This is a genomic window from Collinsella sp. HCP3S3_E5 (assembly GCF_052067635.1).
Taxonomy (GTDB): Bacteria; Actinomycetota; Coriobacteriia; order Coriobacteriales; family Coriobacteriaceae; genus Collinsella.
In genome coordinates, this window is record NZ_JBQHQF010000008.1 from 22,266 (window position 1) to 44,980 (window position 22,715).

General features: G+C 59.8%; 19 protein-coding genes. 13 read left to right on the forward strand and 6 right to left on the reverse strand.

From position 1 onward, the window contains the following. Positions 1-7: 7 nt before the first annotated feature. The 4 genes from ACTM82_RS03780 to ACTM82_RS03795 all read left to right on the forward strand — a co-directional run bounded on the left by ACTM82_RS03780 (position 8) and on the right by ACTM82_RS03795 (position 3,135). Entirely contained in the window at positions 8-838 is an 831-nt protein-coding gene (locus ACTM82_RS03780; RefSeq protein WP_441054495.1) for a transketolase, read from the forward strand. Then, on the forward strand, positions 838-1,776 hold the full coding sequence (locus ACTM82_RS03785) for a transketolase family protein (RefSeq protein ID WP_441054497.1): 939 nt from the start codon (positions 838-840) through the stop codon (positions 1,774-1,776). The genes ACTM82_RS03780 and ACTM82_RS03785 overlap by 1 nt, the downstream gene beginning before the upstream one ends. Before the next feature lie 11 nt (positions 1,777-1,787). Then, a complete protein-coding gene (locus ACTM82_RS03790) occupies positions 1,788-2,240 on the forward strand; it encodes a PTS sugar transporter subunit IIA (protein WP_195503788.1) in 453 nt (150 codons plus the stop codon). 244 nt (positions 2,241-2,484) lie between these two features. Beyond that, complete coding sequence (locus tag ACTM82_RS03795; protein WP_441054499.1) at positions 2,485-3,135, forward strand: HAD family hydrolase; 651 nt, start codon at positions 2,485-2,487, stop codon at positions 3,133-3,135. Here ACTM82_RS03795 and ACTM82_RS03800 read toward each other — a convergent pair. Beyond that, complete coding sequence (locus tag ACTM82_RS03800) at positions 3,132-3,371, reverse strand: hypothetical protein (RefSeq protein WP_441054500.1); 240 nt, start codon at positions 3,369-3,371, stop codon at positions 3,132-3,134. The genes ACTM82_RS03795 and ACTM82_RS03800 overlap by 4 nt on opposite strands. Before the next feature lie 56 nt (positions 3,372-3,427). Further along, entirely contained in the window at positions 3,428-4,306 is an 879-nt protein-coding gene (locus ACTM82_RS03805) for a hypothetical protein (protein WP_441054502.1), read from the reverse strand. Between the two features lie 167 nt (positions 4,307-4,473). Here ACTM82_RS03805 and ACTM82_RS03810 point away from each other — a divergent pair, with 167 nt between their 5' ends. Further along, the gene (locus ACTM82_RS03810) at positions 4,474-5,124 is read left to right on the forward strand and encodes an HAD family hydrolase (RefSeq protein WP_441054504.1); all 651 of its coding nucleotides are present in this window, start codon (positions 4,474-4,476) and stop codon (positions 5,122-5,124) included. Between the two features lie 113 nt (positions 5,125-5,237). Here ACTM82_RS03810 and ACTM82_RS03815 read toward each other — a convergent pair whose 3' ends face one another. Continuing rightward, on the reverse strand, positions 5,238-6,350 hold the full coding sequence (locus tag ACTM82_RS03815; RefSeq protein ID WP_441054506.1) for a LacI family DNA-binding transcriptional regulator: 1,113 nt from the start codon (positions 6,348-6,350) through the stop codon (positions 5,238-5,240). 329 nt (positions 6,351-6,679) lie between these two features. Here ACTM82_RS03815 and glmS point away from each other — a divergent pair, with 329 nt between their 5' ends. After that, positions 6,680-8,527 carry a glutamine--fructose-6-phosphate transaminase (isomerizing) gene (glmS, locus tag ACTM82_RS03820; RefSeq protein WP_441054508.1) on the forward strand — a complete coding sequence of 616 codons (1,848 nt, stop codon included), beginning with the start codon at positions 6,680-6,682 and terminating at the stop codon, positions 8,525-8,527. A gap of 112 nt (positions 8,528-8,639) precedes the next feature. On the opposite strand, the gene ACTM82_RS03825 is transcribed toward glmS, so the two are convergent. Beyond that, on the reverse strand, positions 8,640-9,341 hold the full coding sequence (locus tag ACTM82_RS03825; RefSeq protein ID WP_427794358.1) for a GntR family transcriptional regulator: 702 nt from the start codon (positions 9,339-9,341) through the stop codon (positions 8,640-8,642). 193 nt (positions 9,342-9,534) lie between these two features. Between ACTM82_RS03825 and ACTM82_RS03830 the strand changes: the two genes are divergently transcribed. The 3 genes from ACTM82_RS03830 to ACTM82_RS03840 all read left to right on the forward strand — a co-directional run bounded on the left by ACTM82_RS03830 (position 9,535) and on the right by ACTM82_RS03840 (position 12,712). Then, the gene (locus ACTM82_RS03830) at positions 9,535-10,569 is read left to right on the forward strand and encodes a YeiH family protein (RefSeq protein ID WP_154517801.1); all 1,035 of its coding nucleotides are present in this window, start codon (positions 9,535-9,537) and stop codon (positions 10,567-10,569) included. A gap of 266 nt (positions 10,570-10,835) precedes the next feature. Beyond that, positions 10,836-12,053: a helix-turn-helix domain-containing protein gene (locus ACTM82_RS03835; RefSeq protein ID WP_441054512.1), complete on the forward strand. Its 1,218-nt coding sequence runs from the start codon at positions 10,836-10,838 to the stop codon at positions 12,051-12,053. A gap of 239 nt (positions 12,054-12,292) precedes the next feature. Next, entirely contained in the window at positions 12,293-12,712 is a 420-nt protein-coding gene (locus tag ACTM82_RS03840) for a hypothetical protein (RefSeq protein ID WP_441054514.1), read from the forward strand. Between the two features lie 239 nt (positions 12,713-12,951). Here the strand turns inward: ACTM82_RS03840 and ACTM82_RS03845 are convergent, their stop codons facing one another. Continuing rightward, positions 12,952-13,473, reverse strand: coding sequence for a nitroreductase family protein (locus ACTM82_RS03845; RefSeq protein WP_441016630.1), 522 nt, complete (start codon positions 13,471-13,473; stop codon positions 12,952-12,954). Positions 13,474-13,765: 292 nt separating this feature from the next. Here ACTM82_RS03845 and ACTM82_RS03850 point away from each other — a divergent pair, with 292 nt between their 5' ends. From ACTM82_RS03850 to ACTM82_RS03865, 4 genes are all read left to right on the forward strand, one after another. After that, positions 13,766-14,056: a CDP-alcohol phosphatidyltransferase gene (locus ACTM82_RS03850; RefSeq protein ID WP_441054516.1), complete on the forward strand. Its 291-nt coding sequence runs from the start codon at positions 13,766-13,768 to the stop codon at positions 14,054-14,056. Between the two features lie 181 nt (positions 14,057-14,237). Next, the gene (locus tag ACTM82_RS03855; RefSeq protein ID WP_441054518.1) at positions 14,238-14,726 is read left to right on the forward strand and encodes a MarR family winged helix-turn-helix transcriptional regulator; all 489 of its coding nucleotides are present in this window, start codon (positions 14,238-14,240) and stop codon (positions 14,724-14,726) included. Continuing rightward, a complete protein-coding gene (locus ACTM82_RS03860) occupies positions 14,726-16,450 on the forward strand; it encodes an ABC transporter ATP-binding protein (RefSeq protein WP_441054520.1) in 1,725 nt (574 codons plus the stop codon). The genes ACTM82_RS03855 and ACTM82_RS03860 overlap by 1 nt, the downstream gene beginning before the upstream one ends. A gap of 204 nt (positions 16,451-16,654) precedes the next feature. Then, positions 16,655-18,466 (forward strand): ABC transporter ATP-binding protein, encoded by a 1,812-nt coding sequence (locus ACTM82_RS03865; RefSeq protein WP_441054522.1) that lies wholly within the window; start codon positions 16,655-16,657, stop codon positions 18,464-18,466. A 105-nt stretch (positions 18,467-18,571) separates the two neighbouring features. Here ACTM82_RS03865 and ACTM82_RS03870 read toward each other — a convergent pair whose 3' ends face one another. After that, positions 18,572-22,603 carry an InlB B-repeat-containing protein gene (locus ACTM82_RS03870; protein WP_441054524.1) on the reverse strand — a complete coding sequence of 1,344 codons (4,032 nt, stop codon included), beginning with the start codon at positions 22,601-22,603 and terminating at the stop codon, positions 18,572-18,574. Between the last annotated feature and the right edge of the window lie 112 nt (positions 22,604-22,715).

Genomic DNA, 22,715 nt, shown 5'->3' on the forward strand with positions numbered 1-22,715 from the left:
AAACTCCATGACCGATCAGGAACTGGCCAAGATTGCCAATGAGGTTCGCCGCGGTATTGTCACGGGTGTCCACGCCGCCAAGTCGGGGCATCCGGGCGGGTCGCTTGGCGCCGCCGACATTATGACCTACCTCTACTTTGAGGAAATGGATGTCGACCCGGTAAATCCGAGCCGCGCTGAGCGCGACCGCTTTGTGCTCTCCAAGGGCCATTGCGCTCCGGCACTCTATGCCGTGCTCGCCGAGCGCGGGTTCTTTCCCAAGGAGGAGCTCGAGACGCTCCGTCATATCGGCAGCCGCCTGCAGGGCCATCCCAATATGAATGACACGCCGGGCGTCGACATGTCTACCGGATCGCTCGGTCAGGGTATCTCCGCTGCGGTTGGAATGGCGCTCGCCGCAAAGCACTGGGGTGACAGCTATCGCGTCTACACGCTGTTGGGCGACGGCGAGTGCGAGGAGGGGCAGGTGTGGGAGGCGGCCATGTTCGCCGGCAACCACGACCTGGATAACCTCGTCGCTATCGTCGATCACAATGGCCTGCAAATTGACGGCAGTATCGACGAAGTTAACTCGGCTATGCCACTTGCCGACAAGTTCCGCGCCTTTAAGTGGCATGTGATTGAGCTCGCCGACGGTAACGACATGGCGCAGATTGCCGCCGCCTTTGCCGAGGCCCGCAAAGTGAGCGACTCGCCTGTGGCCATTATCGCCGAGACGGTGAAGGGCAAGGGCGTTTCCTTTATGGAAAACCAGGTGGGCTGGCACGGCAAGGCACCCAACGATGAACAGTTTGAGCAGGCCATGGCCGAGCTCGCAGCAGCAGGGGAGGAGCTCTAATGGCAGACGTCAAGAAAGTCGCCACGCGCGTTAGCTATGGCGAGGCACTTGTCGAGCTGGGCAATGAGCACGATGACTTTGTGGTTCTCGATGCCGACCTGGCCGCCGCCACACAGACCGGCAAGTTTAAGGCTGCGCACCCTGAGCGCTTCTACGACGCCGGCATTGCCGAGAGCAACTTGATGGGGCTCGCCGCCGGCATTGCAACCACGGGCCACGTCGCCTTTGCGAGCACCTTTGCCATGTTCGCCGCCGGCCGCGCGTACGAACAAGTGCGTAATTCCATCGGCTATCCGCACCTCAACGTCAAAATCGGCGCCACGCATGCGGGCATCTCGGTCGGTGAAGACGGCGCCACGCATCAGTGCTGCGAGGACATCGCGCTCATGCGCACGATCCCGGGTATGACGGTGATCGTTCCCGCCGATGACATCGAGGCTCGCGCTTGCGTGCGCGCCGCCTATGAGTTTGAGGGACCGGTCTACATGCGTTTCGGCCGCCTGGCAACACCGGTCATCAACGATCGCGAGGACTATGAGTTCAAGATTGGTCGCGGCGTGGTCGTGCGCGAGGGGTCCGATGTGACCATCATCGCTTGTGGCCTTATGGTTGCCGAGGCACTTGAGGCTGCCGAGGCGCTCGCTGTCGATGGTATCGATGCCGAGGTTATCAACATGCACACGATCAAGCCGCTTGATGAGCGCCTGGTAGTTGCCAGCGCCAAGAAGACTGGTCGCGTGGTCACTGCCGAGGAGCACTCGATTATCGGCGGTCTTGGCGAGGCTGTGGCCTCGGTACTCGCGGAACAGCATCCGGTGCCGATGCGACGCGTCGGCGTGCGCGATGTATATGGTGAGTCCGGCCCTGCGGTCGATTTGCTGCACAAGTACGGTTTGGACGCCGGCGGCATCGAAGCTGCGGTCAGGTCTGTGTTGTAAGGAAGGTTTCCATGGGATTTGTATCTGCCAACCAAGTGACGATCGGGTATACCGCCGCCTCGCGCGAGGACGCCCTGCATTATTTGTCCGAGCAGGCCATCGAGCTCGGTTTTGCCGATGACGCATCTGCCGTAGAAGCTGCCTTTATTGCTCGCGAGAACGAGGCCGAGACCGGCCTTGTCGCCGGTTTTGCCGTTCCGCATGCCAAAAGCGACGCGATCCACACGCCGGGCGTTGCCGTGCTTAAACTGGCCGAGCCCGTTGAATGGCCGAGCTTCGATGGGGTGCCCGTCGATGTTGCGCTCGCGCTGTACGTGCCCGCCGGCGAGGCTGGAACCACGCACCTGCGTCTGCTCTCCAAGGCTGCCGTGATGCTGATGGACGCCGGCTTCCGTGACAAGGTGCGCGCGAGCACCGATCCCGTTGAGATTGCGGAGCTCATCAATAGCGGACTCGAAGACTAGAACGGTCATCCTGTTCAATCAATCGATCCTTCTCCAAGGAAAAGGGCCGCGACGCCATAGAGGTGTCGCGGCCCTGTTTGCGTTTCCCCAGATAAAACCTGCCAAAATAAACCTGTCCCTTTTTGGTAGGTTGCGTCATAAAGCTTCTGTCTATGTAACAAAAGTACAATATGATATATACGTTATATACAAGCTTGTAAGGCGCAGCAGATTTGCGGTAACGCAAGCCGATGAAGGGGTCGATATGATCAAGGCTGTTATTTTTGACATGGATGGAACGCTGATTGATACCGAGCGTTTGGACATGAGGGCATGGAAGGTGGGCGCGGCCGAGCTGGGGATCGCGATTGATGATGCGTTAATCCATCAGTTTATCGGCCGTTCGAATGCCGATGTTAAGGACATCCTTGAGGCGCATTACGGCAAGGGCGAAACCGCCGACGCGATTTTTGCCCGCAACATTGAGCTACACAGCGAGATGGCCAAGACCGACCTGGAGCTTAAGGCCGGCGCCGCCGAGTGCCTCGACGAGCTGCTGGCTGCGGGCTATCACGTGGGCCTTGCGACGTCGTCACGCCGCGTCGCGGCCGAGCGCAATCTTAAGACGGTCGGCCTCTTTGACAAGTTTGAGACGGTGACCTGCGGCGAGGACGTCCTGCACGGCAAACCCGACCCCGAGATCTACCTGCTTGCCTGCGAGCGCGCGGGCTTTGCCCCCGAGGAATGCGCTGTGGTCGAGGATTCGCGCAACGGCTGCGTCTCTGGCATCACGGCCGGCTGCCATGTCTTTGCCGTCCCCGACATTGTGCCGCTGCCGCAGAATGTGGTGGATGGCTGCGAGGCCGTGCTCGATACGCTGTTCGACCTGACGGCGGCGGTCAAGGCCGTGCGCTAAAGGTATGCGCCGAGATCGATGACGGTGGCTTCGGAGTGGCCGCTTGCCTGGGTGCCGGCGCGCTCGGCGATCTGGGCGCCGATGCCGTGGCCGTCGGCTGCGGCATTCCGCTCTCCGGCGTCAATGATCTCAATTTTGATATCGGGATACAGGGCGAGGGCCTTGTGGATGCCAAGTATGCGCAGGGCGAGCTGCATGAATGCCTCCCTGTCCGTAACGGTGATTTGGCGTGGCACTCTTCGCGTTTCCCCAGATAAAACCTGCCAAAATAAACCTGTCCCTTTTTGGCAGGTTACTGGTTCATGTTGCCGTGGATGTAGGGGGTGACTTCGGGGGAGATGTGGGCGCAGCCCAGCTCGCGCAGCGCGGACTCGATGGCGGCGGGCAGCGGGGTCTTGCCCTCGGCATTGACGGTAGCACCGCCGAGAGCGGCAATCTTGGCGACATCTGCGTGAGCGGCTTCAATACGCATGCAGCCACCGACCAAGCGCGCGCGTACCTGCGCCAGACCAAGATCGTGCAGGTAGTCCTCGCAGGCGCGGATTAAATCGACCTTCTCATGCGTAAGCTCCTCGCCTGTGGGGACGCGCGTGGCAAGACAGGCTCCCGCCGGCAGGTTCCAAACGGGATAGCCCCATGCGCGCAACAGCTCGCGCTCTTCGTCCTTGGTAAAGCCGACCTCCATAAGAGGGGAGCGTACGCCGAGCTCTTTGGCAGCGCGCATGCCGGGACGGTAGTCACCGCGATCGCTTGCATTGCTGCCATCGATGACGGTGGGAAAGCCGAGCGACTTAGCGTGGTTGACGATGGCGGTAAAGCCGGCGTGCTTGCAGTGGTAGCAACGGTTGGCGTCGTTGCAGGCTACTTGGGGGAGCTGCAACTGATCGACCGAAAGATTGAGCACGGGGAGCTTAAAATGCGGTCCCTCATTGGTTTGCCTGTCAACGGATCGCTCAAACGAGGTCTGTTCGGGCGTGCCGATGAGCGGCGTGGTGAGGTGAACGAGAAGCGTGCTGGCAGGCATGATGCGGGCGCAGACCGCGGCCAAAAAGCTGCTGTCGACGCCACCGGAAAAGCCGATGGCGACGCGTCCGTATGCCAAAAGCAGCTGTTCGAGCGCCGCGAGTTTGTCCTGAAGCTCCTTTGCAGGTGCGGTAGTGTCTGAAAGCATAAAACAATCCTTACCATTGAGTACTCGGTCGAAAACTATAATCCTATCGGACTGCTCGTCATATGACTTCTGCCTATGTAACGATAGTGCAATATGCTACATACGTTATATACAAGTTTGTAAAGTAAGCTAGAGTGGCCGTAATGCAATCCGGTGAGGGGACCGATATGATCAAGACTGTAATTTTTGACATGGACGGAACGCTGGTCGATACCGAGCGTTTGGGCATCAAGGCATGGAAGGCGGGCGCTGCCGAGCTGGGGGTCGCGATTGATGATGCGCTGATCCATCAGTTTATCGGACGCACACTGCCCGATGTCATGGACATCCTTGATAAGCATTACGGCAGCCATGAAACCACCGAGGCGATCTATGTTCGCCACAAGGAGATTCGCGACGAGATGGTCAAGACCGATTTGGAGCTTAAGGCCGGCGCCGCCGAGTGCATAGGCGAGCTGGTGGCTGCGGGCTATCACGTGGGTCTAGCGACGTCGTCGCGCCTCGCTACGGCCGAGCGCAACCTTAAGATGGTCGGTCTTTTTGACAAGTTTGAGACGGTGACCTGCGGCGAGGACGTCGTGCACGGCAAGCCCGACCCCGAGATGTATCTGCTCGCTTGCGAGCGCGCGGGCTTTGCTCCCGAGGAATGCGCTGTGGTCGAGGATTCGCGCAACGGCTGCGTCTCTGGCATCACGGCCGGCTGCCATGTCTTTGCCGTCCCCGACATCGTGCCGCTGCCGCAGAATGTGGTGGATGGCTGCGTGGCCGTGCTCGATACGCTGTTCGACCTTACGGCGGCGGTCAAGGCCGTGCGCTAGACAGCTGCGGCGTTGAAACGGGCAATTGCCCACATTTACGCTTAAGCATAAGGGGTCCGGCAATGGCCGGGCCTCTTTTGCTTAAGCTGCGTTTTGGCATACTGGTCGACGTGCTATAGATACGCGCCCAGGTTGATGGCGGTGGCTTCGGCTTGGCTGCTTGCCTGGGTGCTGGCGCGCTCTAAGAGGAACGGCCGCACGAGTTCCTGACGGTTGATGTCCTCGGCGGCTGTGACCTCGGTGACGGTGCGTGCGGCGGAGCCGATACGGACGCGTTTGGTTTTTGTCGGCGCCTTGTTCTCGATCTGCTCCATGAGCAGCTGCACGCCCTTGCGGCCAATTTCGTAACCCGGCGGTGCCACTGTGGTGAGAGGGACCGACCCGCTCCATGCAAGCGGGTTGCCGTCGCAGCCGGCCACGCGAACTTGCTTGGGGACGGAGATGCCTTTGTCGATCAACGCCGAGATAACACCCGAGGCCAATACGTCGGTTAGGCCGATGACAAAATCCGGACGCTCGTCAGCAGAGCGCTCGGCAATCTGGGCGCCGATGCCGTAACCGTCGGCAGCGGTATTCCATTCTCCGGCGTCAATGACCTCAATTTTGATATCGGGATGAAGGGCGAGGGTCTTGTGAATGCCAAGCACGCGCAGGGTGAGCTGCATAAATGCCGCTCTGCCCACAACGGTGATATGGCGTGCGCCGCGGGCAATGGCGAGCTCGGCGATAATGCGCCCCTGTGCCTCGTTGTCGGCGGCCACGTAGTAACCGGGCTCGGAACAGTGGATGTCCAGATGGACAATCGGCACGGGCATCTTGGTCATGGCGGGGTGCCAATCGGGGGATGCCATGGGCTGAACCATGACGCCGGACATCTGCGTGCCCATAAAATAGCGCAGGTAGTGGTCTTCGAGGATGTCGTCGTTATCGGCGTTGGCGATAAGCAGGTCGTAACCGTGCTTGCGGGCCTCGTTATGGGCACCGCTGGCAATTTGGAGCGAGAAGCCGTGGTCGAGACGGGGGAGGACCAGGCCAAAGGACTTGGTGGTGCCTCCTGCGAGCTGGCGGGCGCTTTGGTTGGGCAGGTAGCCAAGGCGATTGATGGTCTCGTTGATGATTTTGAGGGTCTCGGGGCGCAGCTTTTCGGGATGGTTGAGCGCGTTGGATACCGTGCCCAGCGAGACCCCTGCCTCGCGTGCGACGTCGCTGATTTTTACCTTTGCCATAGCGGCCCCTTTGATGCGTTTCAAGTACAAGCTAGATTGTAGCATCGCCCGTCCCTAGGGTGTCAAAACCTGCCAATTAGGGACAGGTTTATTTTGGCAGGTTTTATCTGGGGAAACGCTATTGCCAACGCGACCACCACGAAGGGGACAGGCACCTTTGTGGTGGTTTGGACCGGCTGAACGTGTGTGCATCAGGTGGTATCTAAGTTGAGATACCACTTCTGGTATATCAGCTTGCGCTCGCGTGAGTACAATACTCGAACGTTATACGTCTCAGCGCCCCTTGTGCGTGGACGTTTTGCAGTCACGCGAGCGAAGGGATTTATCCTATGTGCGGAATTGTCGGCTACACCGGCTCTGATATTGCAAAGAACATCCTTGTCACGGGCCTTAAGCGTATGGAATATCGCGGCTATGACTCCTCGGGCGTCGCACTCGAGGTGGGCGAGGGCACGGCGGCTCACCTCGACGTCATTCGCCGCGTGGGCAAGGTCGCGGGCCTGGAGAGCGAACTTACCAATGTCGACAGCGACGCCACCTGCGGCATCGGCCACACCCGCTGGGCTACCCACGGCAAGCCCTCCGTTGTCAACGCCCATCCCCACACCAGCTGCGACGGTCGCATCGCCATCGTCCACAACGGCATCATCGAGAACTTCGCCGAGCTGCGTGAGGAGCTGGAGGGCCGCGGCCATCACTTTAAGAGCGAGACCGACACCGAGGTCTTTGCGCACTTGATCGAAGAGGCCTATGCCGAGACACACGACCTGATGGCTTCTGTGCGCGAGGCCTGCGCCCACGTGGTGGGCGCCTATGGTTTGGCCGCCGTTTCTGCCGATGAGCCCGGCGTGATTGCCGTGGCCCGCAAGGACTCCCCGATTGTGGTCGGTGTCGGCGAAACCGGCTCCTACGTTGCCTCCGACGTGATCGCGCTTATCGATGCCACCCGCGATGTCGTGGTGCTCGAAGACGGTCAGTTTGCCAAGCTTACGCCCGCAGGCGTCGAGTATACCGACGAGGCTGGCAACGTGATTGAGCCCAAGCTTACCCATATCGACTGGGACCTGGATATGGCCGAAAAGGGCGGTTATCCCGACTTTATGCTTAAGGAGATCCATGAGCAGCCTCGCGTCGTGCGTGATACCCTGGTGGGCCGCATGACCCCCGCCGGTGAGCTCGATATCGACGAGCTGGGCCTTTCGCTCGAGGAGCTCAACGATATCGACCGCGTGTATGTGATTGCCTGCGGCACCAGCTACCATGCCGGACTTATCGCCAAGAACCTTATTGAGGGTTGGGCTCGTATTCCTACCGAGGTCGAGGCGGCAAGCGAGTTCCGCTATCGCAACCCCATCATCACGCCGACGACGCTTGTCGTGGCCGTGTCCCAGTCGGGCGAGACGGCCGACACCCTTGCCGCCATTCGCGATGCGCGCATCAAGGGCGCCAAGGTCTTTGGCATCACCAACGTGCTGGGCAGCCCGGTGGCGCGCGAGAGCGACGGCGTTATCTACACCAAGGCTAACAAGGAGATTGCAGTTGCCTCGACCAAGAGCTTCATCGGTCAGGTCGTGAGCCTTACGCTTTTGGCCCTGCTGCTGGCGCAGGTTAAGTACCGTCTGACCACCAAGCAGGCGCGCATGCTGTTCCGCGAGCTTTCCGATACGGCCGAGCAGATCCAGTGGATTCTGGATACGCAGACCGAGGCCGTGCACGAGGCCGCGCTTGTCTGCAAGGACGCGCAGTCTGCGCTGTTCGTGGGTCGCGGCATGGGCGCCGCCATTTCCTACGAGGGCGCGCTCAAGCTCAAGGAGGTCAGCTACCTGCATGCCGAGGCATATGCTGCCGGCGAGATGAAGCACGGCCCTATCGCGCTGATCGACCCGGGTTTCCCCGTTATCGCGGTTGCAACCAAGAGCGCAACATACGACAAGACGGTGTCGAACCTCATGGAGTGCAAGGCGCGCGGCGCCAAGGTCATCGTCGTTGCTACCGAGGGCGACGAGGAAATCAACAAGATTGCCGACTGCATCATTCGCGTGCCGGCCGTCCGTGACGTATTCAGCCCCATCACGGCGAGCGTTCCGCTGCAGCTGCTCGCCCGCGAGGTTGCCGTCCTGCGCGGTTGCGACGTTGACCAGCCCCGCAACCTGGCCAAGAGTGTCACAGTAGAGTAATCGAGTTCCTACGTCCTAACAACTAAGGCCCGGCTTCGTTGCAGCGGAGCTGGGCCTTGTTGCATTTGCCCAGATAAAACCTGCCAAAATAAACCTGTCCCTTTTTGGCAGGTTAGCGGAGCCTGCTGGTCTCGAAGTACTCGGGATATTGGTCCAGGACCTCGGTCTGGTTGCGGAACATCATATGCAGGTGCTTGCTGACCAAAAAGCTTGCCTCGATAGGATCGCGACCGGCGATGGCGCGGCGGATTTGCTTGTGCTCGTTAACAATCTCCTGATTGTCGAGCGCCTGCGTAGCGGCGCGCAGCCAGCGGAAGCGCTCCAGGTCGGCATTGGTCGCCTCGAGCCACGACCACACGGTGCTGCGGCACGCGATGCTAAAGATCATGCGGTGCATGAGGTTGTCACTTAAAAAGAAGCCGATGCGGTCCTCTTCGGCCATGGCTTTTTCCTGCAGCGCGATGGCTCGGTCGAGCTGCTCGATGCCTACCGAGGTGGCACGGGCGCAGCACTCCACAATCACCTGCTTTTCCAGGTGCTCACGAATGTAGCAGGCACTCTCGGCAAGGGTGAGGTTGATGGGCGAGACATAGGTGCCGCTTTGGGGCACGGTGCGTACTAGGCCCTCTTGCGCCAGACGCACCAGTGCCTCGCGCACAGGGGTGCGCCCCATATCTAGGTCGTCACAAAGCTGCTTGACGCCCAACTTTTCGCCCGGCTTGTAGTCCAGGTAGACTATTTTGCGTCGAATGGTGTGGTAGGACTGGTCCTGTAGGCTCGTTTCCTGCTCGCCGACGTGCATCGATTCTTCCATAGTGCCTCGCAACTGTTCTATCACACTCATATGTCAGTTGTTAATTATGCCGCGAATCAGCTCTCCGCGCTGGGTAATTCGGTTGTTGCCCGAGAACTATTGCGGCATTTTAGTCTGTTTTTGCGTATGGCTGTGCTCAATGTTGCCGTATCATAAGCCGTCGCAAACGTGAAATAGAAAGAAGGAATCCCATATGCAACTGGTAAATATCGTACGCGAGCGCTGGAAGGGCGTCTTGTTCTGCCTGATCATCGCCATCCCTGCGTCGTTGCTCGGCAAACAGATTGAGGTGGTCGGTGGGCCGGTATTTGCCATCCTCTTTGGCATGGTTCTGGCGCTCGTCTTTCCCAAGAATCGTCGCGAACAGCTCGCCGCCGGCGTCACCTATACGTCTAAAAAAGTCTTGCAGTACGCGGTTATCCTGCTTGGCTTTGGCATGAACCTCTCGCAGATTCTGTCCAAAGGCGCCCAGTCGTTGCCGATTATCGTGGCTACGATCTTGACCTCGCTCATCATCGCCTTTGTGCTCTGCCGCGTTATGAACGTGCCGGGCAAGATCGCGACGCTTGTGGGTGTGGGTTCGTCGATTTGCGGCGGTTCCGCCATCGCCGCGACCGCGCCCGTCATCGATGCCGACGATCGCGAGATTGCCCAGGCTATTTCGGTCATCTTCCTGTTTAACGTTATCGCGGCGCTCGTGTTTCCAACGCTTGGAGGCATGCTTGGGCTGACCAACGAGGGCTTTGGCCTGTTTGCCGGTACCGCTATCAACGACACCTCGTCTGTAACGGCTGCGGCGAGCGCCTGGGACAGTATGCATCCTGGCGCCAATGTGCTCGAGAGCGCTACGGTAGTCAAGCTCACCAGGACGCTGGCCATTATTCCCATCACGTTGGTCCTCGCATGCTGGCAGATGCATCTGGCGCGCAAGGCCGGCGGCGACGCCAAAAGCACGTTCTCCCTTAAGCGCGCGTTTCCCATGTTTGTGCTGTTCTTTGTGCTGGCGAGTGTGGTCACCACAGTGTTTCAGCTTCCCGCGTCCGTTACGGCGCCCATCAAGGAGCTGTCGAAGTTCTTTATCGTGATGGCCATGGCGGCTATTGGCTTTAATACCGATATCGTCGAGCTGGTCAAAAAAGGCGGCAAGCCCATCGCATTGGGCTTTTGCTGCTGGATTGGCATTGCGTGCATGGGTTTGGGAATGCAGCACGTGCTGGGAATCTGGTAGAGAAGTAGCCCATTTACGTGCTGGTTGCCGGTGGCCGCATCCTCGCGGTGGAGCGATAGGAGCTCTTGCGGGTATGGCTTGTCCGCAGGTTAATAGATCCCGAAGAGCTCTTATCGCCCCGCCAGGATGGCGATGCGGGGCAACACCTATACTCGCAGGACGGCGCTTTCTGCCCTATAGTGTTTGGTGAGCAATATCGTTCAATTTTGAAACACTCGGTCGTGCGACCGTCGGCGGTTGTACGTCGCAGCGGACAGGGGCAAATCATGGATAGCGATGCCAAGCTGAAGATCTTGAGCGATGCCCTAGCTGCTGCCGGGGCCTCGGCATTGGCAATCGATGCGCGTGGGGACGTCGCGATCTCGACCATGAATGACGCGGCGCTTGAGCGGGATGTGGCGGCTTTTGTCGCTGAGCGCCTCGACCGCATAGGAGACGGCGCGCGTCTGGTTATGGGGCGTGCGGGTACGCGCCTGAGCCTGACCGTTCGCCCCACCGACAAAGAGGGCGGGGGCCTTTGGGTCATCGTGGTCCGCGAGGTGCGCGCCGCCGCGGCGCATGCGGGCATCGAGTGGCTCAACGCCGACGAAGTTGAGGCCCGCTACGAATCGAGCGCATACGGCATCGTCGAAGACGCGGCAGCGGTCGCTGCCCCCGTACGGGAGAGCTATGCGCGCGGAGTGCCCCTTATGCTCGAGGGCGAGCTGGGCGCGGGACAGGATCAGATTGCAAAACGCCTGTACCTGGATGGACCCTATGCCGACCAGCCCTTTGTGTCCGTTGCGCTCGATGAGCTTACGGATCGCGGTTGGCGCCATCTGCTCAAAAGTTCCGAATCGCCGCTATTCCAAACGGGGCTGACACTTTGCATGGGCGGCTGGCATGCTGTTGGCCCCCAGCGCCTGCGCGAGCTCGTGTCCGCAATGATCGACACGGCGCTCGCAACTCGTTGCCATGTGGTGTTGACGGCAAACGACATGCCAGGCGGCGGCGAAAGCGATCAGGCTGCTTTTGTAACCGAGCGTCTGGCCTGTGCAGTGAGTGTGGCGCCGGCGATTGCCGAGCAGGGCGGCGCGTCGGAAAAGGTTGCGCGCTATCTGGAGTATCTGGCAGATATGTTTGAGACGGGTGTCCCATGGCTGTCCGCCGCCGCGGCAAAGACGCTCGATGCGTACCGCTGGCCGCGAAATTACTTGCAGCTGCGCGAAGTCTCTGAACGACTCTATATATTAGTAGGGGCGGGTACGGTGGAGCGTGCCGTGGCGGAGGAGGTGCTCGCCCAGGAGGACGTTATCAAGACCGCGACCTTTGGTGCCCCAACGCTCGAAAGCGATTTGTATATCCTACGCCCTCTGGCCGATACCGAGCGCGATATCGCTCGGTTGGTCCTGCAGCACCTTCACGGCAACCGGACGCGTGCGGCAGAGGTACTCGGTATAAGTCGCACGACCTTATGGCGTCTGCTGAAGGACAACGACCACTGAGCAAGGTGCCGTGACCGCGCGCGGCGCGTGTGATACAGTCCAAAGCAGTATTGTTTCGACTGTGTTACGGCGTGCGGGGGAGTATGGCGGAGACTTCAAAAACGAACCAAGCGAAACGAACTGCGGCGCCGGTCAGCCGACGTACGACTTCGCGGACGTGGGGCAAAAGCGCCTCGGGGTTTGATGGCTCGTTCAAGCGCACTAAATATGGCTATCCTTCGGCAAGCGCCCGCTTGGCCATGCAGGCCGAGTCCTCGTTGTGGGGACGAAGGCGCGTGGTGGGCTCAAAGCTCAGGCACGATGGCACACTTGGCTACATTAGCCGCGGGGCGGCTCGCCGCAGCGGGCTCAATCCGGCTGGTTGGCATCGTTATGTTCCGATTGCGGTCGTCGTTGCAGTGATTGTCATCGCGCTCGCTGCGCTTGGCTACGCCGGCGGCGGTGCGAGCCTGGACGCGATGTTCAAATCGCCCGAACTTGCACATGTTGGCACGGAGCTTGTTGAGGGTGCACAAGACCAGACGGGCGTCGCGCCCCAGCGCGGTATCGTTGCGGCGGCCTCCACCATCGCCGATGCGCAAAAGGACGAGGGCGAACAAGGCGATGGCGCCAAAGCGACTCGAACGAATGAAACGACGACAAATCCATCGGCAAGATAAGTTGATAGTGGGGTAGCAAATTTGGGACGGGGCCTTTTAGCTGCCCAAGTGTCGAATGCCATCAGCAGCTCATTCGATGTCAGTCGCCAACAGCGAGCGGGCCGCATTTGCGCCAAGGTGACGTGAAATGAGAGGGCGTTGACCTTCTGGTCGCGCCCTCGAAATCGAACGTCAGATTGGCGTGAATACGGCTCGCGCAGCGTCAGCAGGTCCGCCGTTCGGTAGAACGGCGGAACTAATTACCTAACGTACACCACGTTGTCGCGGCGCGGCTTTGCCTCGGGTAGCGTGTCCTCGGCATAGCCCAGAATGCAGTTACCGACACCGCGCAGGCTGCCGTCGGCGGGCAGGCCCCAGCTGGCCAGCAGTTCCAGGCCCTCGGGCGAGTCAAAGACCTCATGCGCGCGATGAATCCAGCACGAATCGACACCCAGTGCATAGGCGGCGTTGAGCAAGTTACCCATGGCGAGCGAGCCGTCTTCCAGATGTGTGGGCACGCTGCGGTCAACCAGCACCACCACAACGGTCTTGGCGCCATAGAAGGGGTCGCTGTTGCTGCCCATGACCTGGGCGTTGAGCTGTGAGAGACGCTCGACGGTCGCGGGGTCGGTGACGGCGACAAACGTCACCGGCTGGCGGCCCATGCCGCTCGGTGCATATTGGCCGGCTTCGATAATACGTGCAAGCTTTTCGGCCTCGACGGGACGATCGCTGTATTTGCGGCAGCTGCGGCGGTGAATGAGCGCTTCGATAGTCTCCATGGTGTCTCCTTGCGGTGGCGTTGCAGATGCCCCGTTCATACCCGTCGGGCTCAAACGATAGACGGTCAATTGCCCGGTAAATGGATAGATTCCAATTGGGAAAGTAGGTTTGCATAAAAGTACCTTCAAAATGTGACAAACCAATGGGATGGTTAAACGTTTTATCCCGTCTGCCCTGCGGTTTTTACCACTTGCCTAAATGACGAACGCATAACCTCTGATAAAGGTTTTACTAAAGGAGTACCAACGTTTATCAACGCGCCGTGGTGCGCTGGGCCAGGAGGTAACTATCATGTTCCAGGCTGGAGATGTCGTCGAGACCGATTTCGAAGGATTTCTGAAGCTGCTGCGTTCCAAGACGCGCGCTTTTGTGACGATTGACGATCACGAGTACTACATCACGCACACCGATGGCTATTGGCGTGTTCAGGATTGCGAGGCCCTCAACGATAAGGGCCACTTTACTGACTGCTCCGAGCTGGTCAACACGCTCTGCGAGGTCGTCGAGCTGCCTTGGATCAGCGGCAAAAGCCTGCACGATAGCTTCTCGGGCGCTACGGTCTACGAGGCCGTCGCCGCTTAACAGGCAATGAAACCCGATTTTCACGTGACCGCTGGCGCCGCCCCCGCGCCGGCGGTCTTTTTCTGCCGATAGGCCATAAAAGTGTAGGCATTTGCGGAGAGCCTGTTGACGATAGTCAACACTCGGACTAATCTAAAGACACGAAATTGGTCAAAAATCGGACAATCGAATGGTGGGATAGATGAATAGCGCGGTTACGCCGGTCGACTTCGACCGGCTGCTCAATGGACTCGACCATATCTATTCGGAGTTCTCGCGCGCCTGCGGCCTTTCGGACTGCGCTTACTGGATGCTCGTCGATACCAGCACGGCAGGCGGCAGTATTGCCGTAAGCCGTCTGACAAGCGAATGGTTCTACAGCAAGCAGACCATCAACTCGGCAATTAAAACCTTGACGGCGCGGGGCTTCGCAACGTTGGAGTTTGCCGAAGGCAGCCGTAAGAACAAGGTTGTGCGTTTGACCGAAGCGGGCATGCGGTTTGCCGAGCAATATGCGCTGCCGGCGCAAGAAGCCGAGCAACAGGCTTTCGAAGTGCTCGAGCCCTGGGAACAGCGCGAAATCATGCGCCTAATCGAAAAATTTTCCCATGCGCTCGGCGATGAGTGCGATGTCTTTAAGCAGCATATCGCTGCCGAGAATCAAGGTGAGGGTGAGTCGTGCGACTGTTAATGAGGTTTTTGAAGCCCTATCGAGGGCTTGTCGCAGTGACGCTGCTGGCGCTGCTGGTGGATAACGTCGGTACGCTGTTGGTTCCCACGATGCTGGCGAACATGGTCAACACCGGTATTACCACGGGCGATGTCGACTACATCTTACGCAACGGCCTATACATGTTTATCGCGACGAGCATGGCTAGCGGCGGCACGGTGCTGGGCTGCTATCTTTCGGCGCGTCTGGCGGCTAACGTGGCCTGCGACATCCGCAATGCCGTCTACGACAAATCACTCGAGCTGTCTGCCAGCGATTTTGAGCGCTTTGGCACCGGATCGATGATCACGCGCTCACTCAACGACATCAACGTGATTCAACAGGCTGTCCTTCAGACGATTCAGCTGGTGCTGCCGGTGCCGTTCCTGGCGGTGGCGGGCATCATCTTCGCTTGGCTCATCGATCCGGCCATGGGCATGCTTCTGGGCGTCGTGGTTGCGATCGTGCTGGTTGCGGCGGTCTTTACGGTTGCCAATGCGGCGCCGATTTTTATGCGATTGCAGGGTTTTATCGACCGCATGAACGTGGTGCTGCGCGAGAACATCGTGGGCGTGCGCGTCATCCGTGCGTTTAACAAGGAGCGTCGTGAGGAACAGCGCCTGGACGAGGTGTTCAGCGATTACGCGGCCAACGCCATCAAGGTCAACCACCTGTTTGTGGGCCTTGACAGCTCCAGCTTCTTTTTGATGAACATCGCCGAGGTGGCGGTGCTGTGGGTGGGCGGTAACCGGGTGGGCGCCCATGCCATGCAGATTGCGAGTATCTCGGCGGTGCTGGAGTATGCAATTCTGATCCTGTTCTTTGTGATGATGGCCCAGATGGTGGTGCTGACGCTTCCGCGTGCTGCCGCGTGCCTGAACCGTGCGCAGCAGGTGTTGGAGATTGAGCCGAGCATCGTGGACGGCGAGCGTACACTGGGTGACGGGACGCCTGCCTCCGAGGACGATGCGGATGCTGTTGCCGTGTTCGACCACATGTCGTTTCGCTTTGACGATGCCGACGAGGACACCCTGTGCGACCTGAGCTTTGCCTGTCGTCGCGGTCAGACGACCGCGATTGTGGGCTCGACGGGCTCGGGCAAGTCGACGGTGGCAAAGCTTCTGCTGCGCTTCCACGATGCCACCAAGGGCGCCATTCGCCTGGACGGCATCGATCTGCGCGAGCTTTCGCAAGATGAGATTCGCGGGCGCATCGCCTATGTGCCGCAGAAGGCATGGCTGTTCTCGGGCACCGTGGCAAGCAATCTGCGCTTTGGCAACGAGGACGCGACCGAGGCGGACATGCTTCATGCGCTGCAGGTTGCCCAGAGCACCTTTGTGCTCGATCAGCCGCAGGGGCTCGATACTCCGGTTGCCCAGGGCGGTACGAACTTTTCGGGCGGCCAGCGCCAGCGCCTGGCAATTGCCCGTGCGCTCATGAAGCATGCCGATCTGTATATCTTCGATGACAGTTTTTCGGCCCTGGACTTTAAGACCGATGCGGCCTTGCGCCATGCGCTGCAGGACGAGACGCGCGACGCCGCGGTGCTCATCATCGCGCAGCGCATCTCGACGATTTTGCATGCCGACCAGATTGTCGTGCTCAAGGATGGCGAGGTCGTGGGTCTGGGCGCGCACGAGGAACTTATGGAAACCTGCGAGGTGTACCGCGCCATCGCGGAATCGCAGATGAAGGGAGGTGAGTAGCATGACCGAGGAGCTCAAGAAGCGCAGCGACGCTATCGATGCCGTCGTTGTGGACGCGGCCGAGGAAGCGGTCGAGCAGTCTGCCGCGCCGACGAGCTGGATGCCGCCGCCAGGGCCGCGGCCGAGCGCGAGGCTCGTCGCCAGGCGCTGTACGAGGAAAACGAGCGTGCCGAGGACGAGCGCGCCCGTGCCGAGGCAGAGCGTATGCGCGACGTGGACGACGAAGAAGAGGACGAGACGCCCCGGGATACCTGGGCGACGGTGCGCCGCTTGTGGAGCGAGGCCGCCGGCGACCATTGGCGCTTCTATATTGTATTCGCGAGCATTGTGTTCTACGTCATCTTTAACACCGCCGCGCCGGCATATAGCGCTCATGTTATCGACGAGCTGTGGGGCCATATACAGGTGGCGTTTGCCAGCGGAACGACCTTCAGCATCACCTGGGATCAGTGCGGTAAGACCATCTTTGTCTACTTTTTGATCTGGACAGCCGCCGGATCGTTCTATGCGCTGCAGAGTTTTTTGATGTCGAGCGTCGCCGAGCGACTCAACCTGCGTCTGCGCAACCGCATCGCGCAGAAGCTCAGCCGCCTGCCGCTCGCCTACTTTGACGCGCATCGCCCCGGCGAAGTGGTCAGCCGCGCGACCAACGACTTGGACAAGATGTCCGAGAGTATGCAGCGCGGATTGCTGCAGCTGCTGGTATCGATCGGTACCGTGACGGGTGCCATCATCATGATGTTTGTCTATAGCGTCAAGCTCACGTTGGTCTTTTTGGGCTTTACGGCGGTATCGCTGCTGGTAACCAAGGTGGTTTCGCGCCGTACGCATGATGTGACGGGCGAGCGTCAGGAGTGGGTGTCCAAAATCACGAGCGCGGTCGAGGAAGGCTATTCAGGCCGTTTGGTGATTCGCGCATTCAACCGCGAGCATCAGAGCTCTGCCGAGGTGCACGAGGCCTCGAGGGAGCTAGCGCGCGTGAGTACCAAGGCCGACTTTATGATCAATGCCGTCGGCCCTGCGGTTCGCTTTATCGGCCGTTTGGCGCAGATCGTGATCGCGCTGGTGGGCTGCAGTATGCTGGTCGCCGGCCACATGACCGTCGGCGTGTTCCAGGCGTTCTTCCAGTTTATCTACGGGGCGTCAGAACCCATGACGCAGCTGTCGTTCACTTTCAACTCGCTGCAGAGCGCGCTGGCGAGTGCGGAGCGCGTGTTCGACCTGCTCGATGAGCCCGAGATGGAAGCCGATCCGCTGCCGGGCGAGGCCGCCAAGCTACCGGGTCGCGTGGAGGGCCGCGTCGCCTTTGAGCATGTGCGCTTTGGCTACACGCCCGAAAAGCCGCTCATGCGCGACGTGTCGTTTACAGCCGAGCCGGGTCAGAAGATCGCTGTGGTGGGAACCACGGGCGCGGGCAAGACCACGCTCATCAACCTACTCATGCGCTTCTACGAGATTGACGGCGGGCGCATTACGCTCGATGGCGTGGACACGAGCTGTATGGACCGCGGCGAGCTGCGCCAGCAATTTGGCATGGTGCTGCAGGACGCCTGGCTATTCGATGGCACGATTGCCGAAAACATCGCTTACGGCTGTCCCGAGGCGACGCGCGACGAGATCGTGGCGGCTGCGCGCGCCGCGCAGGTCGACTTCTTTGTGCGCACCATGCCGCAGGGTTATGACACGCGGGTGGCCAACGATGCCGAGAGCATTAGCCAAGGGCAGCGTCAACTGTTGACCATCGCACGCGTGCTGCTCAACAACCCGGCGATTCTCATCCTGGACGAGGCGACGTCGAGCGTGGACACGCGTACCGAGCTCGCCATCGGTCGCGCCATGGACGCGCTTATGCGCGGGCGCACCAGCTTTGTGATCGCGCATCGCCTGTCGACGATCGTGGACGCCGACCTGATCTTGGTCATGGATCACGGCAACATTATCGAGCAGGGCACGCATAAGGAGTTGCTGGCTGCCGAGGGCGCCTACGCCGACCTCTATCTGAGCCAGTTCGCATGATGTGACAAAGGGGCAGTCCCACATGTCACATCGAGAAGAAGGCCCGCCCCGGATTATCCGAGGCGGGCCTTATGTGTGCCGCGTTATGGTGTCGGCGCGTGCCGCTTATTGGCTACGACGGCGGAGGAGTGCGGCGCCGATGCAGGCGATAATGACGCCAGCGGCGGCAATCGGAGCAAAGACGATTGCGTGGTCCCCGGTGCCGGCAAGTTTGGAGGCACCCTTTTTGCTTTCGGCGCCCTTATTGGCGCTTGCGGCGGTCTTGGAGCTGTTGCCGTTATCGGTCTTGTCCGTCTTATCGGTCGGCTCAGTCGGTGTGGGCTTCACGACCTTCTTAAAGTGGGCGATTACGTGCGGCTGCGTATTTCCTAGCACGAAGGTGGTGGTCGCAGCGCTTGCGTCGGCAAGCTCAATATCGCCGCTCTGGACCTCCCAATAATCAAACTCGTAGCCCTCATCGGGGGTGGCCGTAATGGTTACGGTGTCGCCGGCATAGGCTGCCGCGGGCGTGCTGATGGCACTTCCGCCCTTGTCGTTTGCGACGGAGCATTTGACGTTAATCATGGCGGGCCCGATGGGCGTCCAAGCGAGCTCAAACTTTGCAGCGACCTCGGCGTTAGTCTGTCCCACGGTGAGGGTGGTGTGCTCGGCGTCCGCATCACTTAGGGTTGCGTCGCCGGATACGACCTTCCAGCCGCAGAACTTGTAGCCCTCGTTCGCCTGGGCAGTTAGCTCGAGCTGGGAACCCGCGGGGGCACCCTTAGTCCCCTCTTCTTCGATGAGCGCGTCGCCGCTCAGCTTAACGGTGCCATTCTGGGGGCTGGTGATCGTGACGCTCGGCAAAATGGTGAGCGTGCACGTTCCAAGCGTTACCTCAAAGTTCGCATCGCTTTTTCCGATTGAAGCCTTGACTACATGCTCACCGGGCTCTTCGTCTGTGTCGGCGCGCTTGGCAGCGGGGGAGAGGGCTTTCTCGACGGTGCTCTCTAGGCTGTCGGTGCCGCTCCACGGAGCCGTCTGGGCTGCGTCGTCGACGATCGTGTAGCTAAGCTGGGGATCGCTGGTGCCGGAAACCTTGCTGATCTTTTGTATGGAAGGCGCGATCGTAACCGGACGCGGGGCAATGGTGAGGGTCGCCTTGACGTTTGTGCGCTCGACGTTGTCGTTACCCGGGAAGATCGCGGTGACCTCATAGGAGCCGGCGTCGTTGGGTGCCTCGTCCTTATCGCCATAGCGAATGGTTAGCTGGTCGGTTACATCGACGATGGCACCGTTGTCGTCGGGGATGGTTGCCGTGGCGACAAGGCCGCGCGCAGATCCGTCATAGGTGACCGTGTCGTCGTTCATGACGATAGTCGCGCTCGCCTTGCTGATGGTGAACGATGCGGTATTGCGGCTGCTACCGTACTGGGCATCTCCCACAAACGCGACGCTCACGACGTATTTGCCGGCCTCGGTCGGGGCGGAGGTGCTCAGATACACATTGCCGGTTGCAGTGACACCGCTATACAGATAGACGAGCGCTGCATCGTCAATCGGGTTGCCGACAGCGTTGACAACAGCGGCTGCGGGGCCCTGCGGCTTGCCACTATAGGTGAATGTATCGCCCTCGAGCGTCACCGTGGTCTGGGCGCGGCCGATGGAAAATGCACGGATGATGGGCTTGGCCAGGTAATTGCCGCCGATCACCGTTGCGGTTTCGGTATAGGCGCCCGGGGTGCGGGGTGCCTTACTGCTCAGGTACGTTTCGCCCGTGGTGGTGACGCCGGCGTACACGACGCGGACGTTGACCTGTTGGGTAACGTCATCATTGCCATCGAGGGCCTTAGCGCCAAAATCAAAATTCTGTGCCTCGTCATGGCCGAGCGTCTTGTTCGGCATCTCCTGCTTCCACGCGAGCTCGACATTGGCCGTCTTGGGCGCGATGGTCAGATAACCCATGCCCAGCGATGTCTTGTAATTGCCGCTTGCAGTGCCGGCAGCAACCACATAGACGCCCGCTTTGCTGGGGGTACCGCCGAGAGCGATCGTTGACGAGCCCAAACCGTACTTCTGCAAGGATGTAAGCACGTTTCTAAGGTTGTCGACCAGCTGATCGGGGTTCTCGACGCCCGCGTCCTTAAGCGCGAACTTGAGCAGATTCATCGCGGTGTCGCTATTCAGTCTATCGAGCAGCTCATCCATCGAGACGCCCTGGTCCAAATGGAGCCATTGGTTAATGATGTTTTGAACGGTGGGCGAGTAATAGCTCAGATCGACAGATGCATAGCCCGTGGCCTCGCCGTCGATGCCGGCGATGACGGTAATGGGCTTGGTCTCTTCGTTGCTGGGCTTGGAGCTCACCAGGTCCGCAATGGTGACGGTCTCGCCGTAGGTGAGTTTTTTGCTCGTGACTTTGAGCGTGGAGGGCGCCTTGGTTACCGTTACGGTTACGTTGTCGACGCTGCAAGGCTGATACCCAAGCTGGTCGCCCTTGCTCGCGGTGCCCTTGTACTTAACGGTAACGGCCGTGTGCTCACCGGCATCGGCGGGCAGCGTGAGGCCTTCGAACTCAAAATCATCAGTCGAAAGGTTGGGCACGTCTACGGTTTTGCCTTCATCGTTGATGTAGGTGACATGCGGGTTGAGGGCCTGGTAAAGTGCGTCGCGCATGACCGCGGCATCGGCGTTGTATTGGACGGACACGTTGACGTTGCATGACATCTGGGTCTTGTAACGTCCGTCGGTGATCTTTACAGTGAGCTCGACGGAGGAGGCGGGGTACTGGTCGTCTCCGCCATAAGCGATGCGGATTGTCTCGGTGGAGCCGTCGCCGTTGCCGCCGAACTCATGCTTGCCAAAGTTGGGCCAGCCGGGCGTGAAGTCGAGTTTCTTCCAGGGGTCGCCAAACAACGTTCCGCCGGCGTTATAGGTGATGGTAACGTCGTTCAAGGTAAGGCCTGCGGGAACACTGCCGGCTTGATCGAATGCGGCGGCGAAGACGATGGCGTCGTAGCTGTTCTTGTCTCTGCCGATAATGCCGGCCTCGGCGCCATCGATACCCTTGACGCCGGCTTTAACGGTTTCGACGGTGAGCGTGTAGTTTCCGTCCTTGGTGAGGGCGGGAACGCCTGCGACAGTTGCGATATGATTGGAGAACGTGGGGCTGGCAAGGTCGACTTCGCGGCCGTCGACGTCGTTGACGAGCTTAATGCCCGTGATGGCGTATCCTTCGGCGGGTGTGACGGCGATGTTGCCGGGATTCTTGTAGTTGACGACGATATTGCCGTTGGCGTCTGCCGTGTCTCCGCCGACAGTTGTTGTGTTCACGCCCTCGACGGGTTTGAGCTTAATGGTTGCCTGGGTTGCCGGCGTGTAGACGATGGATATGCTGGAATCCCGATTGCTAGGAATGGTGTAGGATCCATCGTCGTTGGGCGTTGCCGCGTTGCCATCGATTGTGACGGAGACGGTGTAGTCATCGCTCGTCACGACGGTGAAGGTTTTGCTGTCTCCGCTGTTGATTTTGTAATCGCCAGACACGGCCTCATTGTCGATGCGCGCGCCGCCGCCTTCCCAGCCGGATGCGGAGAAGTTGGCATTCCAGTAGCTCTGAACCTTAAGCGTGCCGCAGTCGGCCCATTCGAACCCGCGCCGATACTGCACGGTGTAGGTGGCACCGTTCGTTAGCGCAACGGCGTCATTGTTGGCTAGTGCATTGAGGCTAACGATTTCCTGCCCCGTGGAATCGAGGAGCCTGAACCTGCTGCGCGTAATCGATCCAGAGAAATTGCTATATATAAAGTTGTAGAGGTCCTTTTTCGTCGTGCCGTCGCCATGGAACGAGAAGGTCGTGCTGGCGGCCGTCGGAACGGCGGCTCGCGCGACGGCGTTCGAGGCGGAGCCGTTGTTGCTATTGGCATCGTTCTGGCCGACCGATGCGTCCTGCTGCGCCTGCGCGCTGACTGTAGCGCTGCCCGCGTCCTCGGTATCAGCGCCGGCGTCGTTGTTGGCTGCTGGGGCTTCTGCCTGCTGGTCGGTCGTCACCAACTCCGGGCTGTTAAGGGCCTCGGCAAAACCCGAGGTTGGAACCTGGCCCAGAGCCATGATAAGCGTCATGGCCCCGGCGATTCCTTGGTTAATACGTGCTTTTCTCATAGACGCGTCCTTTCGTGTGGCCGGGTGGGCGTCGACCCACTCTGCCAAGTTCGCTGTAAACGGTGACAGAAAAACGGACATTCAATTATAACGTTAAATCTAGAGAAAAAAT